Origin of the sequence: Neobacillus massiliamazoniensis, from assembly GCF_001048695.1 — a bacterium.
In the GTDB taxonomy this organism is placed as follows: domain Bacteria; phylum Bacillota; class Bacilli; order Bacillales; family Cytobacillaceae; genus Neobacillus; species Neobacillus massiliamazoniensis.
On record NZ_CVRB01000001.1, the window covers coordinates 155,944 to 181,017 of the forward strand.

Annotated in this window: 25 protein-coding genes and 1 pseudogene; 9 read left to right on the forward strand and 17 right to left on the reverse strand. The window is 35.6% G+C overall.

Annotated elements, in window-relative coordinates; all coding sequences use genetic code 11:
- Positions 1 to 153: 153 nt before the first annotated feature.
- Positions 154 to 1,101, reverse strand: coding sequence for an aldose epimerase family protein (locus tag BN1082_RS00780; protein ID WP_090629558.1), 948 nt, complete (start codon positions 1,099 to 1,101; stop codon positions 154 to 156).
- Between the two features lie 210 nt (positions 1,102 to 1,311).
- Complete coding sequence (locus BN1082_RS00785; RefSeq protein ID WP_090633055.1) at positions 1,312 to 4,647, reverse strand: DUF5107 domain-containing protein; 3,336 nt, start codon at positions 4,645 to 4,647, stop codon at positions 1,312 to 1,314.
- Positions 4,648 to 4,828: 181 nt separating this feature from the next.
- On the opposite strand from BN1082_RS00785, the gene BN1082_RS00790 reads away from it, so the two are divergent.
- The gene (locus BN1082_RS00790) at positions 4,829 to 5,716 is read left to right on the forward strand and encodes an AraC family transcriptional regulator (protein ID WP_090629561.1); all 888 of its coding nucleotides are present in this window, start codon (positions 4,829 to 4,831) and stop codon (positions 5,714 to 5,716) included.
- A 225-nt stretch (positions 5,717 to 5,941) separates the two neighbouring features.
- Here the strand turns inward: BN1082_RS00790 and BN1082_RS00795 are convergent, their stop codons facing one another.
- The 8 genes from BN1082_RS00795 to BN1082_RS00830 all read right to left on the reverse strand — a co-directional run bounded on the left by BN1082_RS00795 (position 5,942) and on the right by BN1082_RS00830 (position 14,089).
- Positions 5,942 to 6,649 carry a M48 family metallopeptidase gene (locus BN1082_RS00795; protein WP_090629564.1) on the reverse strand — a complete coding sequence of 236 codons (708 nt, stop codon included), beginning with the start codon at positions 6,647 to 6,649 and terminating at the stop codon, positions 5,942 to 5,944.
- Positions 6,650 to 6,677: 28 nt separating this feature from the next.
- Complete coding sequence (locus BN1082_RS00800) at positions 6,678 to 7,175, reverse strand: YehS family protein (RefSeq protein ID WP_090629567.1); 498 nt, start codon at positions 7,173 to 7,175, stop codon at positions 6,678 to 6,680.
- Between the two features lie 521 nt (positions 7,176 to 7,696).
- Positions 7,697 to 8,524, reverse strand: coding sequence for a Cof-type HAD-IIB family hydrolase (locus BN1082_RS00805; protein WP_090629569.1), 828 nt, complete (start codon positions 8,522 to 8,524; stop codon positions 7,697 to 7,699).
- A gap of 1,161 nt (positions 8,525 to 9,685) precedes the next feature.
- Positions 9,686 to 10,462 (reverse strand): hypothetical protein, encoded by a 777-nt coding sequence (locus BN1082_RS00810; protein WP_090629573.1) that lies wholly within the window; start codon positions 10,460 to 10,462, stop codon positions 9,686 to 9,688.
- A gap of 32 nt (positions 10,463 to 10,494) precedes the next feature.
- Positions 10,495 to 11,160 carry a hypothetical protein gene (locus BN1082_RS00815; RefSeq protein ID WP_090629576.1) on the reverse strand — a complete coding sequence of 222 codons (666 nt, stop codon included), beginning with the start codon at positions 11,158 to 11,160 and terminating at the stop codon, positions 10,495 to 10,497.
- Between the two features lie 1,096 nt (positions 11,161 to 12,256).
- A complete protein-coding gene (locus BN1082_RS00820) occupies positions 12,257 to 12,886 on the reverse strand; it encodes a replication-relaxation family protein (RefSeq protein WP_090629578.1) in 630 nt (209 codons plus the stop codon).
- On the reverse strand, positions 12,846 to 13,712 hold the full coding sequence (locus BN1082_RS00825) for an FtsK/SpoIIIE domain-containing protein (RefSeq protein ID WP_176699607.1): 867 nt from the start codon (positions 13,710 to 13,712) through the stop codon (positions 12,846 to 12,848). Before BN1082_RS00825 ends, BN1082_RS00820 begins: the two co-directional genes overlap by 41 nt.
- Positions 13,713 to 13,906: 194 nt before the next feature.
- Positions 13,907 to 14,089: a hypothetical protein gene (locus BN1082_RS00830; RefSeq protein ID WP_090629586.1), complete on the reverse strand. Its 183-nt coding sequence runs from the start codon at positions 14,087 to 14,089 to the stop codon at positions 13,907 to 13,909.
- Positions 14,090 to 14,243: 154 nt separating this feature from the next.
- Here BN1082_RS00830 and BN1082_RS00835 point away from each other — a divergent pair, with 154 nt between their 5' ends.
- The 8 genes and pseudogenes from BN1082_RS00835 to BN1082_RS00875 all read left to right on the forward strand — a co-directional run bounded on the left by BN1082_RS00835 (position 14,244) and on the right by BN1082_RS00875 (position 17,931).
- Entirely contained in the window at positions 14,244 to 14,444 is a 201-nt protein-coding gene (locus BN1082_RS00835) for a helix-turn-helix transcriptional regulator (RefSeq protein ID WP_090629588.1), read from the forward strand.
- Positions 14,441 to 15,022 carry a hypothetical protein gene (locus tag BN1082_RS00840; protein ID WP_090629591.1) on the forward strand — a complete coding sequence of 194 codons (582 nt, stop codon included), beginning with the start codon at positions 14,441 to 14,443 and terminating at the stop codon, positions 15,020 to 15,022. The genes BN1082_RS00835 and BN1082_RS00840 overlap by 4 nt, the downstream gene beginning before the upstream one ends.
- Positions 15,023 to 15,041: 19 nt before the next feature.
- Positions 15,042 to 15,296, forward strand: a complete 255-nt coding sequence (locus BN1082_RS00845) for a hypothetical protein (RefSeq protein WP_090629593.1) — start codon at positions 15,042 to 15,044, stop codon at positions 15,294 to 15,296.
- A gap of 16 nt (positions 15,297 to 15,312) precedes the next feature.
- Positions 15,313 to 15,450: pseudogene (locus BN1082_RS28010) on the forward strand (DUF4440 domain-containing protein); the annotation flags it as partial.
- Positions 15,451 to 15,556: 106 nt separating this feature from the next.
- Positions 15,557 to 16,348, forward strand: a complete 792-nt coding sequence (locus tag BN1082_RS00855; protein WP_090629595.1) for an endonuclease/exonuclease/phosphatase family protein — start codon at positions 15,557 to 15,559, stop codon at positions 16,346 to 16,348.
- Positions 16,349 to 16,765 carry a hypothetical protein gene (locus BN1082_RS00860; protein WP_090629596.1) on the forward strand — a complete coding sequence of 139 codons (417 nt, stop codon included), beginning with the start codon at positions 16,349 to 16,351 and terminating at the stop codon, positions 16,763 to 16,765. It abuts the gene before it with no gap.
- Positions 16,766 to 17,126: 361 nt separating this feature from the next.
- Positions 17,127 to 17,519, forward strand: coding sequence for a hypothetical protein (locus tag BN1082_RS00870; protein WP_090629603.1), 393 nt, complete (start codon positions 17,127 to 17,129; stop codon positions 17,517 to 17,519).
- A 31-nt stretch (positions 17,520 to 17,550) separates the two neighbouring features.
- Positions 17,551 to 17,931 carry a hypothetical protein gene (locus tag BN1082_RS00875; RefSeq protein ID WP_090629606.1) on the forward strand — a complete coding sequence of 127 codons (381 nt, stop codon included), beginning with the start codon at positions 17,551 to 17,553 and terminating at the stop codon, positions 17,929 to 17,931.
- Positions 17,932 to 18,241: 310 nt separating this feature from the next.
- Here BN1082_RS00875 and BN1082_RS00885 read toward each other — a convergent pair whose 3' ends face one another.
- From BN1082_RS00885 to BN1082_RS00910, 7 genes are all read right to left on the reverse strand, one after another.
- Positions 18,242 to 19,024 (reverse strand): N-acetylmuramoyl-L-alanine amidase, encoded by a 783-nt coding sequence (locus tag BN1082_RS00885; RefSeq protein WP_090629611.1) that lies wholly within the window; start codon positions 19,022 to 19,024, stop codon positions 18,242 to 18,244.
- Positions 19,024 to 19,509 carry a phage holin family protein gene (locus BN1082_RS00890; protein ID WP_090629613.1) on the reverse strand — a complete coding sequence of 162 codons (486 nt, stop codon included), beginning with the start codon at positions 19,507 to 19,509 and terminating at the stop codon, positions 19,024 to 19,026. Before BN1082_RS00890 ends, BN1082_RS00885 begins: the two co-directional genes overlap by 1 nt.
- Positions 19,510 to 19,573: 64 nt before the next feature.
- The gene (locus BN1082_RS28450) at positions 19,574 to 19,708 is read right to left on the reverse strand and encodes a CD1375 family protein (RefSeq protein WP_281176976.1); all 135 of its coding nucleotides are present in this window, start codon (positions 19,706 to 19,708) and stop codon (positions 19,574 to 19,576) included.
- Positions 19,709 to 20,017: a hypothetical protein gene (locus tag BN1082_RS00895; protein ID WP_090629616.1), complete on the reverse strand. Its 309-nt coding sequence runs from the start codon at positions 20,015 to 20,017 to the stop codon at positions 19,709 to 19,711.
- A gap of 4 nt (positions 20,018 to 20,021) precedes the next feature.
- Entirely contained in the window at positions 20,022 to 21,857 is a 1,836-nt protein-coding gene (locus BN1082_RS00900) for a phage tail protein (RefSeq protein WP_090629619.1), read from the reverse strand.
- Between the two features lie 73 nt (positions 21,858 to 21,930).
- Positions 21,931 to 22,167, reverse strand: coding sequence for a hypothetical protein (locus BN1082_RS00905; RefSeq protein WP_090629621.1), 237 nt, complete (start codon positions 22,165 to 22,167; stop codon positions 21,931 to 21,933).
- A 72-nt stretch (positions 22,168 to 22,239) separates the two neighbouring features.
- The gene (locus BN1082_RS00910; RefSeq protein ID WP_090629626.1) at positions 22,240 to 25,071 is read right to left on the reverse strand and encodes a fibronectin type III domain-containing protein; all 2,832 of its coding nucleotides are present in this window, start codon (positions 25,069 to 25,071) and stop codon (positions 22,240 to 22,242) included.
- Positions 25,072 to 25,074 lie beyond the last annotated feature (3 nt).

Sequence of the window (25,074 nt, forward strand, 5' to 3'; positions counted from 1 at the left end):
GATTTCCTTATAGGATGACATTTCTGAGTATATTGTTGTCCCTGCCTCCGCCAATTAGAATCGGCCGGTACACATCAACCAGTAAACCTTTGAAGCCCCTCCCCAGATTTGCTTTATCAACGATAATAAGTTTGCTCTTTGTGACAAAACCAATCACTTTTCCTCCGATTCTATTGCTACCTCCAAAAACCAGCAATAAGTCGAATGACCTTCAACTTTGGAAATTTTATTTTCACCTATCGCATAACTCAGATCATCAAGAAACCCAGTCGATGGCTCAATGGCCACTTGATAGTTTCCATCAAATCCACCATAGTTTGCCCAAATGGCCAAATAGGGAACTCGGTCTACCGGAAAATGGAACGTCAATCTTTCCCCTGTTTCGCTATCCCGAAGAGATGCCCATCCTTTGGATAACTTTGAATTAAAATAAAATTTTTCTGCTACTTTCGAATTCTTCCATTCAACTTTATTTAGACAAATATGTCCATTTTTAGATTCTGCAATCGGCCAATCAACCACATCTCCAAATTTACCAAGTCTATTACTAAAAGAATAAGAAACCATTACTTCGGAAAGGTCATCTGGAACTAGAATCTCCATTCCTTCTTTAATGTTAAACAAAGGGTGGGCTGCCCATAAGAAGAAAAATGGAAAGGGGGAGAGATTATGTAAGAAATAATCCATCCTTATCACTTGGGGAGTAGGAAAAGAAAATCGCTTTTCTAAATAATAAGGAAAACGTATTCCATTAACGGAGCAACTTAACCCATTAGTCCCCATCTCCGCTTCCCATGGAATTGACCATACTTCTCCATGGTCCGGCACCTCTATTCCACTCCACGGGCCTTTAGAATACAAGCAGGGATTTATACTAGGGAACATCTCATCCCAGCCTGCCCCATCTCCTCTATTAAAAGGAAGACCATAACCGGGTACTCCCAAAGGACGTTCACCTCTCCACAGCCACTCTCTCCCTGTCAACCGATCCTTCAAGGAAATTATTTTGCTTCCTAATTCAGGAATAATTTGGATGCACAATCTTTCGGTTTTTCCAATCCAATATTCATATTCGCCTTTCTTACTTTTTTCCCAAGTCATGATGCCCACCTATTTACCATTTGGTTTAGGACCTGTCCTGGTTCTAATATACAGGATATGGACATTGATGGTCGAAATACTATTTCCCCTAGTAACTTCATCGTAAAGACTCCTTTTATGAAAGGTATATTATTGGGAAAATAAAAAATATACGTCTTTTCCTTTTTTTATTTTTATTAATAATTGTGCCTTACAAATTTCTTCTATTGATTATTTCAGGGGACAATATGCTTGATGCACTCTGGCACCTTGATGATTCGGGTCAAGACTCAGTACCATTTTTAACTGTGCATTTGCTTGTTCGTACTTATTTAAACCAATTAGACCTAGAGCCATCATGTAACGACAATGAATTTCATTTCTTTTTTTAAGGTCATCTTCAAACACAAGAAAGTCTGGAAGCGATACAGCAAAATAATCTATTTTTGGATCGTCAAACAAATGGTTTTCACCATAATCTATTAATTTATTAAATCGACGTTTCGCTTCTTTATCATTTTTCAACTTCAGCATAGATAATCCTTGATAAAATATCGTATCTGGTGGTGCGTCATTGTAATACATCGCACTTGCGGGTTCCTCTAATCCTTGAGAGGCAAGGGAGAAGTAAGCCTGTGAGTTCTCGAAATCCCCTATTCCCTCATAAGCACACCCAAGATAATAATGGATGTTATTATCTTGAGACCCCTGAAGTTTACCTTCTCCCAAGTTGTGTGGATAAACCAAGGCTTTTTTCAAGGTTTGAATTGCTTCTTCACAATTCATCTCTGAAAGGTATTGCTTTCCAAGTTCAATTTGTGCAAATACATATTGACCAGTAACTTTTCCTTCTCCACCTTCCCATGGATGAAAAATACGATTACTAAGAAATTCAATGGATTTCCGGAATTGCCCTAAAGTATTTAAAAGTGTAACGTATTCAAGATACAAGTCATCCCTAGCTTCAACTAAATGGAAGTTAGAATGCAAATGCTCGAAACGCTTTTCAGGAGCATATCCCAACTTTTTGTATAATTGATCTAATTCATACAATACTCGAGCATCTAACTTATTGCAGGCAAATGCTGTTTTTAACGAAGCAAGTGCCCTCTTATAATCCTGTAATTGATTATAATAAGCAAGTGCCAAGTTACGATGAACTGTAGCAAAGTCAGGATTCTCTTTCCTGGACTTTTCCCACAATACAATTGCTTCTTTGTATCGTTTTTTATCATAATATAGATTACCTAAATAATAATTTGCTTTTTCGTCCCTTGGATTAGCGCAAATAGCATCTTCTAAGACAATCAATTCAAACAGACTATTAGGGAAACAATAATCCGACGATGCTGCATTCCCTGCTTTACGATAGACACTTGCCTTTTCAAATTGATTCATTTTGGAGTATAAATAGCCCATTGTGTAATGAAGAAGTGGATAAACATCACTAAACTCATCGGGAACAAGACGGTTCAGTACTTGAATTGCTTCTTCATAGAGCCCGCAGCTTTCATAATCAGCTGCTAAATGAAGATAATTATGAACATCGTCCCGCATTAATTTCCGAAGTTCGTCTAAAGTAACAAACGCTTCCTCTGTTTTGCCAAGTTCCAACAACACTAAGTAAAGCTCGTTATAAGCTCCAAAATCTGCAATATCCATGCGTAGAGTTTCTTCAGCAAAATCTTTCGCTTCATTAAAACGTTTGAGCTTACGAAGAATAGCCGTTTTTAAATGACGCCCTTTAAAGTTTCGAACATTGCGGTTAAGTGATTTTTCTATAAGCTCTAATGCCTCTAATAAGGATCTATTCACAACAGCAATTTGTGCCAATGAAAAGTAACCACTATCCTGCCATGCTGAGGACCAGACAGACTTATAAAATGCTGAGAATGCTTCCTTTAGCTTACCTTGCAGCTTTAAGGATACCCCCAGTTGATAATAAGCTTCAGAGTCATATGGATTGGGATTTCTCCAAGTTAATGAACTAATTGCAGTTCGAAAGTATTTTTCACTTACTGCAAATAAACCTCTACGTAATAATAACGTGCCATATGCGACATTTAATCGACTATCCTTGGAATCACGCTTTAACCCCTCTAAGTAATAGGCTTCAGGTTCAAATGTAGCATGGCGATATTGTTCTAAATGTAACCCTGCAAGAAATAATTCTTCTGTCGTTTTTAATTCCTCTGGAAGAGGTAGAGGTTTTGCCGCATCAGGTATTTCCTCTATTTTATTCTTCTCGGGCTGATAGGAAATTAATATAGTCCCTTTTTTGTCTCTGACTGTAACTTGCAGATCATGTTCCTGTTCTTCATTTTCAAGTGTAATGACAGTTTGAAATGTATTAACAGGCGACAAATTAACTGTTTCCTTTAGATAATAGTGTCCATTCCCTTTCAGTTCTATGGTAGCCCCTTCAAATACTGCTGTAGTATAAACACAAATAGAAGCTTCGTTAGACAACTCATCCACTTCCAAGTTCACAGCTGCATTAATGGAAGCATTTTTTACAACACCAATATTTTTATACGGCATGAAGTATTGGGTGAAGGTTTTTTCCTCATATGGCTGCAGCCAAGAGAAATCTGGTTGATTGTCGGTATACACCCCTGTCATCAATTCAATGTATGGCCCATCTTCATCTGTTAAATTGCGATCCCAGGCTTGCCCAAAATCACCATTCCCCCATGTCCATTGTTTTTTCCCGGGAGAAATGTGATGATTCGCAACATGAAGTAATCCTGCCTGTACACCATGGTCATATCCACCCACAAAGTTGTAATCTGATTTGTAAGCCATATAAGAGGTTGGAACAGGGATATTTTTATAGCGTGAAATATCGACTCCCTCAGAATAATCCATCTTATAATAGGTTCCTGTAGCAATCGGAAACCTTGAAACATCTCGCTTGCCATGATCAAAAACAGCATGAACATCCGGTGGAAAGACAGATTGCGTATAATCATTCACGGCTACTGCTGGATTTGCCCACCATAAAAATGTTTGGGGCTCGGCTGTCCGATTATATAATTGGACGTTGATTTCCAAGTATGCTTTACCTGGATATAAAGTAAAACCAGCTGTTACCTTTGTACCATACATACGATCAATTTCGCTTACCCAAACTGTTGCACTGCCGTCCTCATTTTCGGAAGTCTTATATTCCACAGGGCCGAAAGTATTTGGACGATGATGCTGTGGCCAGTTGAATTCAATACCACCAGAAATCCATGGACCTGCCAGGCCAACAAGGGCTGGTTTAATGACACGATTGTAATAGACAAAATCATAATTATTTGTTTTATCAAGTGCCCTGTAAATACGCCCTCCTATTTCTGGCATGACTTCAATATGAATATATTCGTTTTCTAAAATAACCAGTTTGTAGGTTTGTAATGTTTTATTATCGTGAATTTTATCAATTACTGGATATGGATAAACCTTTCCTGAACTTCCCTGGTAAACTCTTTTTTCAAGAAACATTGGGTTTTTTTCAGGCTCTCCGACACCGTATGTAGGAATCTCTCTGCTTTCCTCCCAAATACGTACTTTTTGTTCCATACTTTTCAATGGACTCACTCCTTTTTATTGCTTGTACTTCAACAATACAAGGTTAAAAGGGATCTAACAATTAAAGAAATTCTGTTTATGATGGACAATATTCTGATTAACTACTAAAATAAATAAAAATTAGATTTGGAAATATAAAAGCATTTTTTGCAGTAAATGGAGTGGTTTTTTAGTGGATACTGTAAAGAAACAGGAAGGGTTTGAATCAGAAAAGCTCCTGGTCCTACCAGAATATATAATCATGGAAATGATTGAAAATCCTTTGCTTCAAAGTTTGTATGTAACAGATATCGGTTACTTCCCCCATGCAAAATATCATTATCGTGAACGGAGAGATGGTTGTGACACAACTATTCTTATCTGTTGTGCGGATGGCGAGGGCTGGGTGGAACTTAATGGAGCTGAACCGCTAAGGCTTAAAGCAAATATGCTGATTGTCATACCAGCAGGAACTCCACACTCATACGGTGCAGCTGAGCAGAATCCATGGAGTATTTATTGGTTCCATATAAAAGGATGTCAAGTTAAAGAATTGGTTGAATGGTTTAGATTAGATGAAGGTCTTTTACAAATTCCAATAAGTGGTTTTGTGAAATTTGTAGAGTTATTTAATCAATGTTACGATACTCTCTTAAATAAACTTTACTCTCCAATGCATCATATAAGTGTTTCGCAAACTATAAAATATCTTTTGAGCACGCTTGGTATGTCAAGCGTACTTACAGAGAAAGAGGAAAGAAGAAAGCTCTATCTTGAAAAAGCCATAAATTACATGAATGATAACATTAACGGTACGATTAAGCTCCCAGAGCTTGCACAATTTGCTGGTTTATCAAAGCAACATTTAATTCACCTTTTTAAACAGGAAACAAGTTTCCCACCAATTGATTATTTCCTTCGATTGAAAATGAATCGGGCGGGACAAATGCTAGATCTAACTAATCAAACCGTTAAACAAATTGCTGTTTCACTTGGGATGGATCCTTATTATTTTTCGAGAATCTTTAAAAAAGTTATGGGTTGTTCACCCTCTGATTATCGGTTGATAAAAAAAGGCTAATACAAGATAATAAGCCACATAGACGAAAAAAATGATATTACTATTCTCAGGACCAAACCGCAAATTGTTGGCTAAAGTTTAGAAAAGCTGTCCTTACGATGTTGTAGGGGACAGCTTTTTCCTTTATCTTTATGCACTCGGAAATATTGATATATCAAGCTTCCTTACTTCCTAGTGTTTGCTTGTGATTTGTAGTTTTAAAAATATAAACTGGTAATAGAACTGCTAAACAGTCATTTTCCAGCTTGATAAAGTCAACCAGTTTTCCTTTTCCTTATAATCAGGCATTATTTTACCAACAAGGCGCCAGAAGGATCGGTCATGGTTCAGATGAACCATATGGCACATTTCGTGAACGACTACATAGTCGATCACCTCTCTTGGTGCCATTGCCAGTCTCCAATTGAATGTTAACTGCTGTTTTGAATCACAGGTTCCCCATGTAGTTTTGCTATCCGTGATACGAAAAGAACGTGGTTTTGTTTTAAAAAGGCTCTGATACGAGGATATGCTCCTCTCCACTAAAGCCTTACACTGCTGGTAATAAAATCGTTTTAAAGCTTGTTTTATTTTTTCAGTGTCAGGCTGCTTTACATATATATGTAGCTTTTCTTCTTTAAACTCGACATGTTCTTGCGCTATATTTATATCTTGAAAGATCTGTATGGGATAGGTGTTTCCTAAATAAAGAAAACTCTCACCATACTCATAGACCTTTTTCTGTGGTCCCAGCAGCCTATCCTTCATTTCTTTTAATTTTTGCTGAATAAGATCCCATTTTTCCTCTAATAATTGAAGTACTTTTTCATCAGGTGTCCCTTTTGGAGCCTGGAATTCAATATTTCCATAACTATCTATCGTAATTCCTATTGAGGTACGGTTTTTGTACTTGATCTCAAAACGTATTGTCTCACCTAAGTAGGTATGTATCATGTCATCACCTATAAGATTCTTTAATGCATTATCCCCTGTATTTTACAGCCAACCCTTTTAAAAAATTCCTGGCGTATTTATCTCCGCACTCTTTATAATTCTTATGCCCAACTTTTCTTAAGAAAGCACTAAGTTCTCCTTTTGAAACCGTGATTCCTACTTTTTCGAAAATATCCAGCATATCCTCAGTAGTTAATGCTAATGCTATTTTTACTTTCTTCAACAGGAGATTATTAATGTTTGCACTTTTCTTTATAGACGGTTCTGGCGTATCAGGCTGTCCTGGTTTGGGCTCTTGTTTTCCTCTTTTAAAAATAATAAAACCATTTAAAAATGAATCTAACATACTGTTATTACATTTTATTTGATCGTCACTTTCTGCATCATACTCGTCTGATTTTGTGAGAATCTTTATTACTTCTGGTACTGTTACATCCACGCCGCCAAGTTTAAATATCTCTGCCATTTCTTTATTTTTTATTTCCATTGCATATCTCAATCGAATTAATATATCGTTATTATCCACAATAGACCTCCTATATTTAAAATTAGTGCCTGTCCCTCGAAGCAACAGGGACTATTATTTTAATCTAACTTATTCCAATCTTTGTATCTGCCTCGACCTGTGTTTTAGTATTAAAGCGATAGTAATACGCAGATGTAGTTAGAGTTTCCATGCTTTTAATTTTATAACCCACATACTTCAAACCCGTCCAAACAAGCTATATTATTGCTGCTTATACCATAGATAGATATCATCCTATTTCAGTCTCAACAAAACTACCAGCACATTTGATTAATCTAATACTACCTCGTCGTAAATAGGATATCAAAAAAGGAAATAGGCAACTCCCCGAAGAGGATTAGTTGCCCTTCTTTAAAATGAATTGCGAGGTACACTCCACATGGCTTAAGTGGTGATAGCAGACAACGGCGATGTAGTTAGTGTTTACCTAATTGTTAATTTTAGTAGAAGAGATATTGATTAACAATAGCACCCGTTCGTAATATAAGGTTAGCCGGATTTCTGGTTGACCATTTTTATATTTATTGAATTCTAACTAGTTCTGTTTTTAAGATAAACTCTTCAACAACTTTAGCAACGCCGTCGTTCATATTGGTATCTGTTATAAAATCAGCCTGGGCTTTTATCGCTTCAGATGCATTACCCATCGCAACTCCAAGGCCGGCAAATTGGATCATCGATAGATCATTATTGCCGTCGCCAATCGCAATGACTTCATCCCGGATAATGCCAAGCTGTTGTATGAGGCTATTTAAGCTTGTCCCTTTTGTTACACCTGATTCAGTAAACTCCAGAAAGAACGGTTTTGAACGCATAATACTTAAGCTTCCTGCAAATTCCTTTTGCAGCTTCTTTTCCACTTTTGCAAGAATCTCAGGTTCTTTAAGCATTAATACCTTGACAACAGGATCTCTCACTGCATCGACAAAACTGTCGACCACTTTTATTTGAAGCTTTGTCAGTTCCCCTTCAATATCTGTATACTGATTTGGTTCTTCCGTAACAATCGTCTCGCCGACATATGTATGAATCCACACATTTTCACGGCGGCTGATTTCGTATAATTGATGAACTATCTCTTTTGGCAATGTTGAGCTAAACCATTCATCTCCTGTTTGGCAATTGATGATTTTTCCTCCATTAAATGAAAGAATAAAGCTGCCGTATTCTTTCAAATGCAGCTCTTCGGCAATGGGTAGCATTGCGCTTGTTGGCCGTCCAGAAGCCAGCACTACTTTTACACCGGCTTCCTGCGCTTCCATCAGAGATTGCTTTGTCCGTGGGGAGATGGTCAAATCATCACGAAGCAGTGTATCATCTAAGTCTAGGACAATCATTTTATATGTCATTCTAGTTGTTTCCTTCCTATTAAAATTCTTTATTATTTTACTATAAAACTATGTTATATAAGAAAAATATTTTCCCACTTGTTACAGTAATTGATATTAAATTTTGAAAATAACTGCAAAGGGCTGGTTTTGTGGACACAGTACCTGCATCACACCCTCTCTATTCATTTTCCGATTAATAGGTATAAAAAAATCCACCTTTCTTAACGAAATAGTGGATTTAACGGACTAGTACTCAATGAAAAAGTACCTAGTTTTATGTAACTTTCAGAAGTAATACTGGTGTATGTTGGTAAGTAAATCAACGGTCAAATCACGGTTTAAATCTCTGTTAGAAAACCATATGAAGCCCTGATAGCACTGACTTTTTTGGCGGTACTGCGTGGGAATCGAACCCACCAGACCTAGCACGCAGGTCTCAAGCAGTTTTGAAGACCCGATGTCTTCACTAAGGTATCTTGCAATGTTCATTAACAAGATGAATTCCCGCCAAATCAACATTTAATGAATTCTTATCAGGAAATGTCACTAGTGTTAGTCTAAATAATTCACTTGTACCTTGGTCAAATTCACATTAGTATACATGTATTGAGACATATAGGTCTATCATATTGTCAATAGGGATTCACATTAGCGATTGCAGTTATCTCTAATGCAGATCCGTCCTCATTGTTTAATTAGCTTAGCTATTTAAAAAAATGCAAAACTTTATATTTTGGAAGATTTATCTAGAAAATATTTGGTCTCATAAAGTTATATATTTTGAACACTCCCCACGCTCAATATCACCTAAGGCCTTTTTATTTTTAGCAGTATCTTTTATTAAAAAACAGAGTCTCCTACCTAATGCTTCTTGAATTCCTTATTTGCATTTTAAATATTTAGGATTTGATTTTTTAATGGGTTTTCATGAGGAATACCATATTTTTCAGCTAAAACTCATTACAACCACATCCTTAAATTAATCATTTTATCGATTAAACTTAATTTTTTCTCCATAAAAAATCCCCTCCTGTGGTAGACAGTACCGTTTATTTTTCATATGTCTACAAAAGAGGGATAATATTAACTATTTAGATGACTAATAATTCCTAAATATGAAAAGTCGAACCTAATGTTGGCCATAGCTTTGCTTCATACATTTTTAAAAGCATAAGTATTCTATCGCCAATTATTTCTATAAGATAGTTGCCCGTAATTATTAATCTTATAATCCCTACCAAAATATAATCCAGATCCTCTGAATATTAAATCCCTCCGCTCATACTGTACTCCTTTTTTAATGAATCGTAATATAATTTGTAATCTTTCTTTATCATCAATGTTTCCTCTTGCCCCAACTTCCTTTTTAACATCTTTATATTGAGGAAAACTTCCATCATTAACTATCTGATCGAAACTAAAGGCCAATCCCTGTGTACTTTTGATTCCTAATTGCTGCGAGATACCTAAAGCTAATTCAATATAAACGAGGGCATACTTTCTCTGAATTTGTTGATTTTCCTTTGTCTTCCCCATCTGCTCGAAAGCCTGCTGCCAGTCTGGTTTAAGTTTATGGGCTTGACCTGGGATTGAGATTGTGGTGGCCCACTTCCTTTGGGTATTGTGTGACTCTTTTAATATTTGTTTTAAAGTCTGGGACTTCTCTTCACCAAAAATGGTTTCAAAATCTCTAGGGTAATTTCGTATATATTCTTCCAATAGAGGTTCCAATGTGTTTTGTCCCAAATTAAATTGTAAAATTCCAAATGAGATTCCTTGACCATCAAAATTGCCAGCTACTGTTGAATATGCCTGCTCACCTTCAAAAAAACCAGTGTTGAGTAACAAGTCCTCTCTAAGGTTATTAGGAAGAGACTCGGCATCTAACATTTGAGCAGATGTGGATATTGGAAATAATAGTAACAGTAATAAACATATGTATACTTTTCTTTTCATAAGAAATACCCTCCTATCTATTTTATTTCAAATTAATCACCCATCACTCCGTGTATTGGTTGTGGTCCTAGTTCTGGTTCCTCAGTACTTGGAGGTCCTTGCACTATGGGAGTGACTGAAAAGTTTTTTTCATCATGGAAACGCAAATTATGAAATGGGTGAGTATACTTTCCATTACCAATCTCCTTTGGACTAACCGTTTTAATCTTTGTAAAAATTTTTGTAGCTTTAGGGTCAACTTTTAAAGAGTAAATTGTATTTTTTGTTTTTCGATGACCTACTTGTTGTGAAGTTACTATTGCCAACTTTTTTTTCTTTGGTGACATAACAGATTCTTGGTAAGTCGCTCTCTTTTCCAGTAAAACCCCTCCCCATTTTCCTGTCCCAGATTTCTTTTGGAGTGCGCTAAGATTACAAGATTTGATTCCACAAGCATAACCGATGATTAGGGTATCTTGATTACTATTCTCCGGTACCCATGCCCGTAAGTTTTTCTTTTCTAATTCTTGCAATTTCGGAGACAATTCAGCGAGATACTCTTTAAAGCCAGGAATGTCAGCCACATTAATATTGTGTATCACTCCTTCAGCTTTTACTTGTATTTGAGTTGAATCTTTGTCCAAGGCAAACGCTGGGAAAGAATGGTAACTCATTATAAAAAAAAAGACAAAAGTTAATAATAGAACATGTTTTAACATTTAATTCTCCTCCTATAAAAGTAGTCTAATTAATACAACAAGTATTTTTAGCAAAGATACTAAAAATATTCTTATAAAAAACACAGGGCAAAAAAAGAAAGGACTTTTCATTTTAGAAATTTGATTAAAAATTAGCACTCTCTTGTTTCTATTACTTCGGATTCTTGTGTTAGATAATTCAAAAGGTATATTAATGCAATTGTAATTCTATTTACAGCATCATTTAACTGTGTTGTTTGGCACCTTCCCAATCGCTGACCACTTCTTACTATATGTGTTCACTGTATAATTCAACATCTTCTTTAAGTAATTTTTCAAGAAAGAAAACGGGAAATTTTATATCGTAGGAAAAAAATCATTTTCTTTGGATTAACATAACTTTTGGTTTTTTAATTTCAAAATTCTTTATGCTAAAGAAAGGATTTATTCTTTAATTAAACATTGTGTTTTCTTTATAGAAATAGACTGCCAAATGTAGCCTTTAGAATGCCAAATAACCTTCCGTTAATCTAATATCGGAAGGTTTTGTGTTATTAGTTAAATTTAGTAGAGAACTATATCCTGGAAAGTTGTTCTATTAAAATAAATGGTTTGCTAAGAGGCTAATGTCCGCAAAAGATTGATTTTTAACGCGCCAGTGAATAATAGGTGTTATACGCCCCGATGGAATCCAAAAGTGTAGTGGAGCATTCAATATTAAAGGAGATGCTAATTTAATGCCTATCCATAATAATATGTATTTTTTCAATCTATTTCGGTTGATTGTCTAATAATTAAATTATGATATTTGATAATTCTATACATAATTTTTACGGATTCAATTGAAGCCATTGCAGTGGACTATTTAGATAAATTGCTTTAATAAAATAACTTCAAGGGTACAAAGTTGAAAATGGCACTTTTTAGCCACTTGGCCATAAAAAAAGACCAGTATTCTCTGGCTGTTCTACAAAAGGAATTCGTTAGAAACCTTGGTATAACTGTGTTGGCGGGACTGCGTGGCTGTCTAACTCAACCTTTATAAGTGTTGATATGACTACGTTCGCCATATGTATCCTATTTTTAAGTGCAAAATAAATGCAAAATTATTTTTCGTTCATATTTCACTAAACATCTTCACTTCACAAGGGAGTTTCTCGCACATGTGTGCAAACTCCTTTTTTCGTTTATCGCCCATTGTGAAAACACAAAGCTTCGGCTGAACTCCGAATTGCTTTTTAATTTCAGGCCATAATTCCTTATACTTATTAACCTTTTTTCGATTGTCCTGCATCGCCCTAGTGTTGTCGATCTCAATTAAGTATACATAGCCGTCTCTAGTAAAGAGAGCATCAGGTATGATTTTCTTTTTGGTCGCTACTATTAGCCCTTTAACTTGTATTGCAAATCCGTATCCAGGCTCCTGTGACGTTTCGATAGCATATTCACGTTTCCAGTCTGCTGGACAATTATAGTAAATATAAGCCTGGTTAGTCAGCAGCATGTGGTCAAACAAAATAGATTTCTTTACTTCTTTTTCAGAACCGATCAGCTGGCGACCTTCTTTGTTAAGGTAAACGATTTTTTGCTGAGACCTAGATACATTAAGATACGGTTCCAATTGACCTACAACCCTGCAAGTATGTCGGTAAGTGCCGATCCGTAATATCTCATGCAGCTGCTTAACACTTACTACCCCAAGCTGATCAATTACTTGTAATATCTGTTCTGTCCTTTCCAAGTTCATTCAAATACCCTCCAATCGTCTTATCGCTAATATAAGGACACTGGATCTTGTGTTTTTCTGCTAATTTGTAAATGGCTCGCCCTGGAACTGGCTCCAATTCTTCTGCCCCTGTCTCACCTAAAATTACTCTGCTCCCTATGTTATCAGCGATTCTAAAAGCTAATCTAGCCACCATGTTCATCTTTACCTGTTGCGGTACTGCTTCAGCTGTAGGGTATTGGGTTGCATAAATAAGACGGTACCCTAATCCGCCCCCGATCCTGGCAATCTCACCAAGATAGACCTGGCATAGTTCTGCGTATTTTTTAAAATCCTTACTTACTAACTTAGGCGATAACTCCGCCCCTTCATCCACGATAATAAAGGTGCGCTCTTTTAATGGTGTATCGGTTATATTGCTCCAACCGTTTTTCCTGAATCGTTCTTCGTCTAATTTTATTAATTTGTAAACATGATCAAGAGCTTTTGCAGCTTCCAGTAAATCCGGGGCAACGGTTAATACTTGAGGAAGGTTTCTATATTTCCAAAACTCTAAACCGCCCTTAAGGTCCAAAATTATGAATCGTACTCGATCAGGATTGGTCATAAGAATTGATACAAAAGTGCTTTTTAAAAATACTGTCTTACCAAACCTGGTTGTTCCACCCACAAGCAAATGCGGATAGTGTTCAAAATTATGGTACATGACGTTGCGCTTTTTACCGATCGGTATGATCCAGGAGTGATGGTACAAGTGTTTATTAGTCAGCTCCCAGTTTGCCAAGCGTTTATTTGGTACAAGCGCTGCAGCTCCGAATAGGACAGGCGGTATAAACCATTCCAACATGTCAGTGCCTCCTTCTTTGTATTGGTCAGTCTCTTTGGCATTTTCTATCCTGGTCCTTGTCATGGTCACTTATTATTACATCAACCGTTCTAAAAGGTTTTTAAATGTCACTTCCCGAGAAACTAAGAATACTTATCGTATTCTTCCTTCCCCGCTGTCTACTCCGTATCCATCGGTGAAGGCTGCTCCACATTTTAAAAGAAAAGCTTACTTAAATGCTGCAATAGATAAAGTATCCCGCCAAATTTTGTTGTCTCTAAAGCTAGCTTTATAGCAGTCTCATTGATACTAATTCCTAAATGCTCCATGATAGTTACTAAACACAAACTACCGCCAGCTACTCCAATTGCCACCATACCAAAAGTAATCGGGTCCATTTATCTGCCCTCCTTTGTCACTGTCTGATACAGTGTATTAGGCACTTGCCTATATATTGCCTGTCCTTTAAATTTGATTTTGATTTTTCTCGAAATTAAATTTACAAAGGAATTTACAATGTTTGTTAGAATATACATATAGAGGTGTTTGCGGATGAAAAATCGAATTGGAGAATTAATTGATGCAGCTGGATATAAGAAAAAATACATAGCAAAAGAATTAGAAATCTCACCAACACAACTTTCAAATTGGATTAGTGGTCGCTCATCCCCTCCAATCGAAAAGGCTTTTAAATTAGCAAACATTTTGAATGTGAAAGTGGATGATATTTTTGAAGCGGAGGAAGAAAATTGAAAAGGGTTTTGTTTGTTTTATTAATTGCTGTATTGTTAAATGGGTGCGGTCAGAATGAAAACGGGAAGCCAGTCGAATCAAAAGAAGATAAAAAGGCAACTCAAACAGCTGCTAAACCGAAAGAGGAACCAAAAAAGGAATTAACGTTGGATGAAAAAGTAACGCAAGATATTAATAAGAAACTCGGTAAAGACACAAACATGAAGAAGAAGAGAATTGTGGAATTACAGGTAAATGATAATCTCGGCACAGATGAACCAAACGATAAAATTGTGCTGCTTACATTAGCAGGCGATGAAAACTTGTCTTCTAAAATGACTGTCAAAGGAATGCTAATGAAGAGTAGCGATGCTTTTAAGGAGATATTTAAAAATAAAGAGGTGTCAGAAGCAACTCTTTTTTGGAAATTTCCTTTAGTCGATACATATGGAAAAGAAACAGACGAAAATGTAATAAAGATACAGCTAAAAAAAGAAACATTTGATAAAATCGAATGGAAAAACTTCGACTATAATAATTTTGAAAAAATTGCTGACCAATATTGGATGCATCCAGCGTTGAAAAAAGAATTACAATAAATTTTGGAGAGTAAAAATCATGAACGCTGTAATAAACATACATTACTTAGGCACTGGAGGAAAGATGCTACAGAGTGGATCATTTCCATTGCGCGGTAGAAAACCAGAACAAATAGCTTTAGAATATTGGAAGCAGATTCAAAAAGAATCGTCTTACCATGCTAAGTTAGAAAAAGTCACTTCTGACGGAGAAGATATAACTGATTTGGTTAAGGATTTAGAAGAACAGGAATTAAGGAAAAAATTTGCTGAAAGTGAAGATTTACCTTTTTAGCATTTGAGTAGATTGGATTAATCGAGGTAAAGAGGAAATTAAAAAAGCATTTATAGCAATTTCAAAATACTTCCATGACACTCTTGTACAAACTCAGCGAGAAATGATTATTTTAGAAGCTGGTGATATTGCCTTAGTTATTTCCCAAACCCTACAGTACATGGTGAATGATGGAGATACCTTTAAGTTACGAAATCACTTTAATTTTAAGGTAAGAAATAATACAATAAATAGAAGATTAACAAACTTTAGGTGAACTTATGAATTGTTTATTTTGGAACGTTAATTTAGACAAACTAAATAGTTACATTGTGGATATAGTATTAGAAAATCAAATTGATATATTAGCATTGGCTGAATATGAAGATGATATGGATGATTTGAAAAGAATGTTTATTAGCAAAAAATATGATATTTATGAATTGGAAAATTTAGGAAGTAGAATTACAGTTTTAACAACATTTCCACCAGGTTCAATTGAAAGAATTGTAGATAAAAGACACTACCTTTTATTTAGAATTCAGCATTCAAATGTTGGAAAGATTATGTTTGGATTTACTCACATTTTCAGTAAATCCATGAAAGATGAAAATGATTATACTTCTAAAGTGGGAAGGATGATCAATATGATTGAGGCTAAGGAAAGTGAAAATAAATCAGACTATACTTTATTAGCTGGAGATTTTAATATGAATCCTTTTGAAAAAGGTATGCTACAAGGTGGGAGTTTTCACGCTTTCCCGACTGTTCATGAAGCAAAAAAAAATAAGCGTACAGTGGATGAAGAAGTATATAAGATGTTTTATAATCCAATGTGGAAATACTTTGGAGGAAATAATGGAGTTCCAGGTACATACTATACAACCCCAACGCATACATATGGACTATATTGGAATATATTTGACCAAGTTTTATATAGACCTTGTTTAATGGATGTTGTTGATAATATTGAAATTAAAACAAAGATTAAGGGTAAAGATTTAATTGAAGAAAATAAAATATTAGTAAGCGATCATTTACCCTTATATTTCAAATTAAAGGAGACATTATAAATGGGTAAAAACTTTTGGGGAGATTTATCTGAATTAGAAGAAAAACGAAATCCTTTAGACATTCTGAAAGAACAATCAGGTTATTTACTTAATGCAACTAATAATTTAATTTTTGCTGATTTAAAAAATAGAGAACCAATACCTCTTATAGGAGAACCAAATAAACAATTTGCTACAATATTTTCAATAAGAAGTAAGATGATGGAAAAGTATGTATTTGAATTATTTACCTTATTTTATAATATTACATTTTTCCCACTGATTGTTGAATTAGATGAAAATATCTCAGAGGCCCTAAATATTAGTACTACTCTATCGATTAATAATGAAGATGAGTTCCATCAATTATTAGAGGATGTTTTAGGAAACAGTTTTACAAAGAATGTAATTGCGTCCTTATATTCAATGTCTAAATAATATGTTTAACAAAATTTAAACTTTTGGTGTAGTAAAAAGTAGAGGGGATAAAACCCAAGAATTAGAATTAAAACAACGGCTAAAAGGTGCTTTAATTGAACAAGGAACCTGATCGCCACAATGAAGAAAACTCGCCAATATTACGGCGAGTTTCTGCGTTTTTAAATACCAATGGTTACGTCAAAAAGTTTGACATTTCAGCTTTTAATTTCAGAAAAGCACCTCAAAACGGAAACAATTATTATGAAAAAGGGTCCTTTTGTTCAGGCATTTTTGTTTAGGCTTTTTATTCACATAACTTTCACAAGGACTTCTCGAATAACTGGTGAATTTATCCAGTATCAGAAAGGTTGTGAACAAAATGAAAATGATTGAAGATTACTCATTCGAAGAAAACGGTATCTTTTATCGTGTTTACTATTTAGAAAATCAACGTGTAAAAGTTTTAGCTAAATCCGAAAACAGAGCGGTTATCGAAAAGGGAAAAAGTTTACAAGATGCTCAGTTAAAAGCGAAGAAAAGATTATTAAAAATGGGCTTTAATGGGAGGCAATCTTTCAATAGACAAGGAGAAGAAATAATGAATAAAGAAAAATTAATTGTTCATTTATTGGATATGTTTAATTATCATCAAGGTGAAGCAGATAAATTTAGAGATGGTAAAGTGGAAGAATCTCAAAAGCACTATGAAACAGTAGCAAATGTATATTATAAGATTCTTGAAGAAGTGAACAGTGGAAAATTTAATAAATAAAAGAATCGCTTTAAATTAAGGAGAGAAAAAAATGAATTTCGGTATTGGCAAAGTAAGCACATATATTATATTAGAAATAATTTTAAATGATTTAGATAGATATATAAATATTGATGAAAGAGATTATGATTTTACTCTAGAAGAAAATATACCTAATAATACTGAATTGTTATATAGTTGGTTGATTAATTTTGACGAATATCCAAAAGGATTTTCTGTTGAGGAGCAAAAATTTATAGAGCAAGAAATTGGTGAGTATCTTGGTGGTCGTATGTCTATTTGGTTTGACGATGAAGAAGAAATCAAAGAAATTAAGCTAAAATTCTTTAAGTATTTTGGTGTAAATAATGGATTCTTTAAATTAATTGTCCGTATTTATGATGAAATGTTACAAGATGATAATCTTGTATAAAAATGAAAGAAATCTAGTGAATTTAAAAATTTAGAGAAAGATGGATTTATTTAAATTCTATTAGGAGATTAATCATGTATCTAGGTTATGGACATTGGACTCATGATGATTTTAATACGCTTGTGTTATTTGTAATTGTTATTATTCCTCTATTAATATTCGGGAAGTTTTTACAAAAACATAGGGATATAGCAAAAGGAATAATGACACTAATTATAATTGTTATGATACTTTATGGCTTATTTATAAAACACTGAATATTAATTAAATGAAAGATTAAGCCCCTCTGATTGAGAAGGGGCTTATATTATTACTGAATTTGATACCAATAACCATTTGATTTAAGGAAATTTTCCATAGTTCTGGATGCTTCTGAACCTTCCGCAAATCCACCAATCTTAAACATTAAAGTACCATCATCTTTTCTGGTTGGATCAAACCACCAACCCCAAGAACAACACAAATCAAGAACTTTAACTAAGTCATTACCAGCATAGCCGCCTGTGTAAAAAAAGATATTTCTTGATTTTTTCTTTAGTCCGTACACACTTACGATAGATTCCACATTAGATGAAGCACAAAGTCTCCTGAATTCATCAGATTTAAGCTTTTCAGCTTCAGCTCTGTTTGACATAAAGGCGTGTTCTACAAGTACAGCTGTCATGGTGGTTTCTCGTAAAACGTGGAAATCTGCCGTTTTCACACCTCTATCCCTTAATCCAGTTGCTTTGACAAGATTAGCTTGTACCACTCTTGCTAGTTTAAGAGACAATTCGTTGTTTCTGATCCAGACGTAAGTTTCAACACCATTTGCAACGCTCCAAGTATCTCCATCAGCATTGGCATGGTTAGAGAAAAACAAGTCAACTTTTAATTGATTAGCTTTATCGGTACGGACTTGTAAAGGTACATCCGTTTTTCCTGTTGGATCATCTGCTCTATAAACCTGAACGTCCTCATAGTTTGATAGCATTTCCATCATGTATTTGACAACAGCAGCGTTAAAATCCCACTCGTACATGGATCCATCGGGTACACGTTTACCAGGTGTGACCCCGAAACCAGCGTGACCTGCATCAAGCATGATTTTCATTAATTATCCTCTCCTTTGTTATATTTTTTTATTTTTGCATTAATCTCAGACTCTAGTATTTTAAACAGCCACATCGGAAAATATTTGTCCCATCCAAGCACATAAAGATTCGCAGCAAATGATTGTAAGTTATGATAAATAAAAGCAAACGCTAAAACAGCAAAAACAAAAGCACCGGTACCTAACAACTGATCAAATATCCATCCAACAACCACGATAAGAAAGATAATCCCATCTCTGATTACAGCGTCAATTCCGATGTTACTTTGGTATTTGTCATTTTTCTTGGCCACTCTAACTCCCACAAGGTAATCAAGAAAAACGATGATCGCTAATGCTGAAGCAATATACACATGCATCAATATAAACCCTTTAGCCTGAAACACTGCATCAAAGAAAGCCCCAATCACACCGGTAATTGACCCTAACATAAGGCTTTTATTTGCTACCATTTTTTGAAAAACATCATTTACATTACTAAACATAACTCACTCTCCTGGAATCAAAATTAAAAGAGGAGCTATTAAGCCCCTCTTGATTACACATATTTTATTGAGTTAAATATCCCAATCCTTGATCTTCTAATATTTGCTTAACCTGTGGCTTTAATAACTCCGGTACATCTTTATATTGCTTATCTCCCTTGACGATATAAGTTGCATATAACATCGCTAATGCTGACATTTAAATTCCTCCTAATATTATTTCTGCTAATTCCATAATAGCCATTGAATTCATTTTGCTTTCTTCCGCCAAACTTTCTAGAGTAGGCGGATTTGGTTGTGGTATTTCTCCTCCCCCAATTTCCTCACCTTCTTTCAAGACAAGATCGGCTTTAAAACCGTTCAAAACTACTTTAAATTTCATAATATTTGATGCTGTTATCTCATCCCTTAAAAAGAAAAAATCATACTCCTTATCGGGTATGATTCTCTCTCCTGCTATAGCATTTGTGATATTTCCTTCCACATCTACATTTACATAAATAAACAAGTTATCACCCCTCCAACCATCTACTTAGCACCCTCACGTATGAACCGTATTTACCATCATCAGTCGATATTCTAAGGAATACGTTTTTCATTGCTCCTGTTGGTACGCCTAAATCAATTGTAGCTTCTAAATAATATTCATTGCTGAGTGTATAAGAATGGTGAAGATACCATAAAATCTTTCCGCTAGTATCATGTATCGACACTTGGCCACTACCTGCCTCCATAGCAACAGACATTCCAAATTTCAAGTATCTTGCGGCATGTCTAAACGTATAGTAATTGCATGTAGCCCAATCAGGACTTTTTGTCCCATACCAGTAACCAGACATAAAAGTGTTATACATGAAAGGAGGGTCATGTGTCATTACACCAAAGTCAAAGTTCGCCATTCCATTGTTAATTAAATGGAATCCATCAGGCCTCCTGATAGTTACCTTATTCGTATTTACGCCATTGCCGTCGATCGTAGTGTGTATTGCTCCAGTCGCGTCCTGTACGATCATCGACCCATTCCCGCTATTCGGACCACCTAATACTGCAGTCCCACCATACAATCGGTCAAAAAGCATAGTACCTGACGTTATCAGGTCCGCAACAAACCCCTCTGCAGTCATGGCAGTTCTGAATGTTTTCCCACCATCTAAACTTACTCCTATGCCTGCGCTATTCACCAATACAAGATAATTTGGGTTTTCCTTTGATCTCAGTATAAAGCCATTATTAAACTCTACTTCAGTTTGGGCACTCTGCAATGCCTCTGTTGCTCTCTTAACCGCATCATCAAGCACCCTGTAAGGTAACTTTCTATTACCTTCTATGATTTCAGTTACAGTTTTCTGGGTACGGCTAAACTCTACGAATTGGTCAGTCATATTGTTACGAAAGTTGGCAAGTGTAACATCAGTTTTTACCGGATAATCACTAAACTCCGAAAATGCCTCTGTGATGTCAATGATCCGCGTTTCTAAATCAAGATTCATAGGCTCATAGATTAAGAAAACATCGTCACCCTCACCAGGGACATCATAAGGAAAACCAACCATTCTAAGGTCGGCAAAATCAAGGGTAATCGAGACTTCTGGAGTGTCTATTAATTCCGCTACTAAGCGCTCATTTAAACCTTCAAGCGTTGTATAACGCTCATCATAAACGGGCTTGGCATGTCTAATGCCGAATATAGCAGCGTTTGGACTGGTGTATTCAGACTTGACAACATAACTACCGTCCTCGTTTTGTTTCCCAAAACCTTTTATATAAGTAGATAGGTTATTGGTATCTACAGATCGATTAATTGTCTTAACATTGTAGCTGTAACGAAATTGGAAGTCTGTTGCGTTGCCGATTTTTCTTTTTAATGTTAAAAAAGTACCGTTAATCGTAAACTCAGCACCGTACCTTTTTAAAACTTTTTGAAATAAAGAAAGCCGATTGTCATTTCCAAAGTTCTCAAAACTCTCAGCGTAAAAAGTATCTAAAACAGCCCATGTATATCCTGTACCAGCAAATACAAATTGGAGTGCCGCATCAAATGTCATAGATCCGTTATGTGTATCATATTGATGCTCATCAATTAAATCAAAAAAAGTGTGGATGGCTACGACTTCTTTGTGAAAAGTTTGACCCTTGTTCTTCTCATTCATTTGTTTGATTCGATATGTTTCGCCTTTAAATTCAATAATTGATTCCTCTTGGACCATATCAAATGAATGTGCATTTTGCTCTGTCGGGAAAATTAAAAATGCCAGGGTTTTTTCACCGCTGACACTCCTAAATCGTTTCAATCCTTTATAGCCTATTAGGGCTTCCGTATTTCCTACGATATCTGTAATAATGAGCAAGTTTTCACCGCCTTTCTTTCAAATAAAAAAGAGCTCATTTTTTTGAGCTCTTACTTCGTCTTATGGTCCAATTCTACATTAAATCTATTTCATTTGTATCAATATCAATCAATTCTTCCCTTACGTCTAATATCTTAGCTATTCGTTCAATTAGATCTCTATCAGGGGTTACTAACTGTCCTTCTAACCCAGACTGCTTAACCAGTTTTTCTACTCTTTCTTTTTCTGCTACATCTTTAATTTTCACATCAATGTTAGAAATCATAAAATAATCATCTTCATAAGAATGGTCAATAATAATTTCAATCATTTGATATACCTCCTTTTATATATATATAAGTATACCAAAGTTATCCTATATGCATCTTATAGTCCAAAGGCGTTAAGATGTGGTCGTGACAGTAACCGGAACACCAAATGACTTTCCGGCTGCATTTTTTGAATAAATATAGAACTTATAAGATGTATTAGCAGTCAATCCCGTAACATTGTACGTAGGTGATGTTACATTCCCTAGTAGTGTTGAACCATTGTAAACATCATAACTAGTTGCCCCTGTTGACGCATCCCATTTTAACGTTAAAGTTGTTGATCCAATACCATTAGCCAATGGATTTGCTACTTCTTTCGGAGAGGTACTTAATGTGCCATTTGCTCCACTTCCTGATCCTGCAGATGAGCCTTTACTATTCTTTGCTATAACTTTGAAATTGTAATTCGTTGATGGTTTTAATCCACGAACATAAAATATACTTTCTGTGGTGCTTCCTATTTTTGCCCCATCTTGGTATACATCATAGGAACCTGCATTTGCTGATTTTGTCCAGTTTAATGTTAATCCTGTTGCTTGTACTTTTGTAGAATTTAAACCAGTAACATCAATTGGTATCACTGCATCAGTATGGGTTATTGTTGCATTGCTAAAATCAGCATCTATTTCATATGATCCAAAGAAGAAATAATGTGATCCCCTGTGTGTTACATCATTAGCTGTAGTTTCGTATGTTGGAGTTGTGTCTAATCGTCTTGCATAAATGGCAGTTGGTGTGACTTCTATCTCGATTGTTGCTTTCTGACCTGCAACCATTTGAGGCGTTGAAACACTTCCCAATACGGTTGTAGAAGTACCATTTTTCAACCAAAGCATCAATTGACCATTCCAACGTAATGCACACTGATAACCAAATGATGTTGGATTTACATTGTTAAAATTATCAATAGGAGATTCAAATACGATAGTTCCCCATGCGCCTGTATCGCTCGGTGGAGCTGCTGGATAGGTCAGGTCAAATTTAATTTTGTAGTTACCTGCTTGAACTGGACTTCCCCAACCTTGATGAACAAACATTGTTCCTAGATAGTCAACAGTCCGTAAACCCCACTTATTCCCGCCTGAAAATTTCCCACGATAATACGGGACAGTAGGAGATTTATCATAATAGAACGGAATCATGCCGTGATACCATCTTTGAGTATCAAATGTGTCTTTTAATTTTACATGAGAATCGTTTCCACTCAAATAAACAGGCTCGTCAGAAAAAGTAAAATCAACACCTCGATCTAACCAACCTTTCCATGCTTGTCGGTCAGTTTGTGATTTAGGTAGATTTCCATTCAGTGTAAATGTAGCAACTCCAAAGCCCATTGATTTCATTTGACCAATTAATTCATCAGTTAATTGATTCGTATTATATCCAGTATACTTAACACCTATTGATTTTAAATAATTAAGATCAAGTGTGCCTGGATCACAACCAACCATTGTCATCTTAGCACCTTTTTGTATTGCATATTCCATTGCAGTAGGAACCATCGTTTGCCAAACAATATTGTCTTGTAATTGGTATTTGTTTGCTAATGCTAAAATATTGTCAACATCTGAATTAGATTTGATTTCTATAACGTACAAAATTGACGCATTAAATGTTTTAAAAACATCTTCTAAAGTAGACATATTTACAACTGGATAGCCAGGCGCTGTTGGAAAGAATTTATTATTATCAAATATTAATTGTCTAAATGTAGTCTCATTAAAACTTGTAACTGGTCCAGAACCAGTTGTTACCACATCAACAGTATTGTCATGAATACATGCCACAGTTCCATCACCGAGTATTTGGACATCCTGTTCAATATACTTACATCCATCATTGAATACATTCTGATAAGCATATAATGTGTGCTCAGGATAGATTCTTTCTCCGCCACCATGAGCAACAACAAATGGTAATTTCATATCAGCAATAGTGATGTTTCCTGTCGTTCTTGCCGTAACAGTTACCCCTGCGGATTCTCCACTTGCATTTATTGCCTTTACTTTAAATGTGTATTGAATACCGGATGACAAACCTGTTACGTTATATGAAGTTTGTGTTGTATTTCCAATTTTAACTCCATCTTTATAAATGTCATAACTTGTCCCATTAGATGCAGTCCAATTAAGGGTTAAACTAGTTTGTGTTATATTTGTGACGTTTAAATTTGTTACATCATTCGGTAGGCCAATCGAAGAGGTTGTCGCATTGACCGTCACGGCTGATGAACGGTTTGAAGATGCGTCAAGGGCAACCACACGCACAATATAAGCTTTGCTTGGATTCAATCCATTTACCGTGTAAGAAGTGGAACCAGGATTGACTGCCGAGCTTGCCACCGTATAAGTCGAACCTCCATCGGATGAATAAGCCACTTCATAGTTTGCTACCGCTGTTCCACCGCTCGGCGCTGTCCACGTAACCGAAATGGAGTTAGATGTGACCGTTCCGACTTGTAAATTAGTAACAGGATTAGGTGCTGCCTGCGATGACCCTAGCGTAGTGGTACTAATCGAAGCTCCCGAACCCGTTCCCGGTGCCGATCCAACGCTATTTTTTGCTACGACTTTAAACGTGTATAGTGTATTTGATGTTAAAGATGTCACGTTGAAAGTCGGCGCTGACACATTGGTTAAAAGAACTCCATTTTTGTAAATATCATATGAAGTAGCCCCCATGCTTGCTGACCAAGTAAGGGTTAAGGTAGTAAAAGAAAGGTTGCTAACCGCTAAACCTGTTACGTCCGCTGGCACAACTGGCACGACATTTCCACCTTGTTCAAGTGCAGTTAATCGCTTCATAATATCTGTAATATCCTTATCAATATCATCAAAATTTGCGTTTAAATCGTTACGGAATATGCGGTCAAATAATGATCCAAATACTCTATATTTCCCCATTAA

What these genes read in the sequence shown, in the direction of transcription:
- BN1082_RS00780 (WP_090629558.1), bottom strand. Translation starts at nt 1,101, where the DNA reads ATGACTTGGGAAAAAAGTAAGAAAGGCGAATATGAATATTGGATTGGA.
- BN1082_RS00785 (WP_090633055.1), bottom strand. Translation starts at nt 4,647, where the DNA reads ATGGAACAAAAAGTACGTATTTGGGAGGAAAGCAGAGAGATTCCTACA.
- BN1082_RS00795 (WP_090629564.1), bottom strand. Translation starts at nt 6,649, where the DNA reads ATGATACATACCTACTTAGGTGAGACAATACGTTTTGAGATCAAGTAC.
- BN1082_RS00805 (WP_090629569.1), bottom strand. Translation starts at nt 8,524, where the DNA reads ATGACATATAAAATGATTGTCCTAGACTTAGATGATACACTGCTTCGT.
- BN1082_RS00810 (WP_090629573.1), bottom strand. Translation starts at nt 10,462, where the DNA reads ATGAAAAGAAAAGTATACATATGTTTATTACTGTTACTATTATTTCCA.
- BN1082_RS00815 (WP_090629576.1), bottom strand. Translation starts at nt 11,160, where the DNA reads ATGTTAAAACATGTTCTATTATTAACTTTTGTCTTTTTTTTTATAATG.
- BN1082_RS00820 (WP_090629578.1), bottom strand. Translation starts at nt 12,886, where the DNA reads ATGAACTTGGAAAGGACAGAACAGATATTACAAGTAATTGATCAGCTT.
- BN1082_RS00825 (WP_176699607.1), bottom strand. Translation starts at nt 13,712, where the DNA reads ATGTTGGAATGGTTTATACCGCCTGTCCTATTCGGAGCTGCAGCGCTT.
- BN1082_RS00830 (WP_090629586.1), bottom strand. Translation starts at nt 14,089, where the DNA reads ATGGACCCGATTACTTTTGGTATGGTGGCAATTGGAGTAGCTGGCGGT.
- BN1082_RS00835 (WP_090629588.1), top strand. Translation starts at nt 14,244, where the DNA reads ATGAAAAATCGAATTGGAGAATTAATTGATGCAGCTGGATATAAGAAA.
- BN1082_RS00845 (WP_090629593.1), top strand. Translation starts at nt 15,042, where the DNA reads ATGAACGCTGTAATAAACATACATTACTTAGGCACTGGAGGAAAGATG.
- BN1082_RS00855 (WP_090629595.1), top strand. Translation starts at nt 15,557, where the DNA reads ATGAATTGTTTATTTTGGAACGTTAATTTAGACAAACTAAATAGTTAC.
- BN1082_RS00860 (WP_090629596.1), top strand. Translation starts at nt 16,349, where the DNA reads ATGGGTAAAAACTTTTGGGGAGATTTATCTGAATTAGAAGAAAAACGA.
- BN1082_RS00870 (WP_090629603.1), top strand. Translation starts at nt 17,127, where the DNA reads ATGAAAATGATTGAAGATTACTCATTCGAAGAAAACGGTATCTTTTAT.
- BN1082_RS00875 (WP_090629606.1), top strand. Translation starts at nt 17,551, where the DNA reads ATGAATTTCGGTATTGGCAAAGTAAGCACATATATTATATTAGAAATA.
- BN1082_RS00885 (WP_090629611.1), bottom strand. Translation starts at nt 19,024, where the DNA reads ATGAAAATCATGCTTGATGCAGGTCACGCTGGTTTCGGGGTCACACCT.
- BN1082_RS00890 (WP_090629613.1), bottom strand. Translation starts at nt 19,509, where the DNA reads ATGTTTAGTAATGTAAATGATGTTTTTCAAAAAATGGTAGCAAATAAA.
- BN1082_RS28450 (WP_281176976.1), bottom strand. Translation starts at nt 19,708, where the DNA reads ATGTCAGCATTAGCGATGTTATATGCAACTTATATCGTCAAGGGAGAT.
- BN1082_RS00905 (WP_090629621.1), bottom strand. Translation starts at nt 22,167, where the DNA reads ATGATTGAAATTATTATTGACCATTCTTATGAAGATGATTATTTTATG.
- BN1082_RS00910 (WP_090629626.1), bottom strand. Translation starts at nt 25,071, where the DNA reads ATGGGGAAATATAGAGTATTTGGATCATTATTTGACCGCATATTCCGT.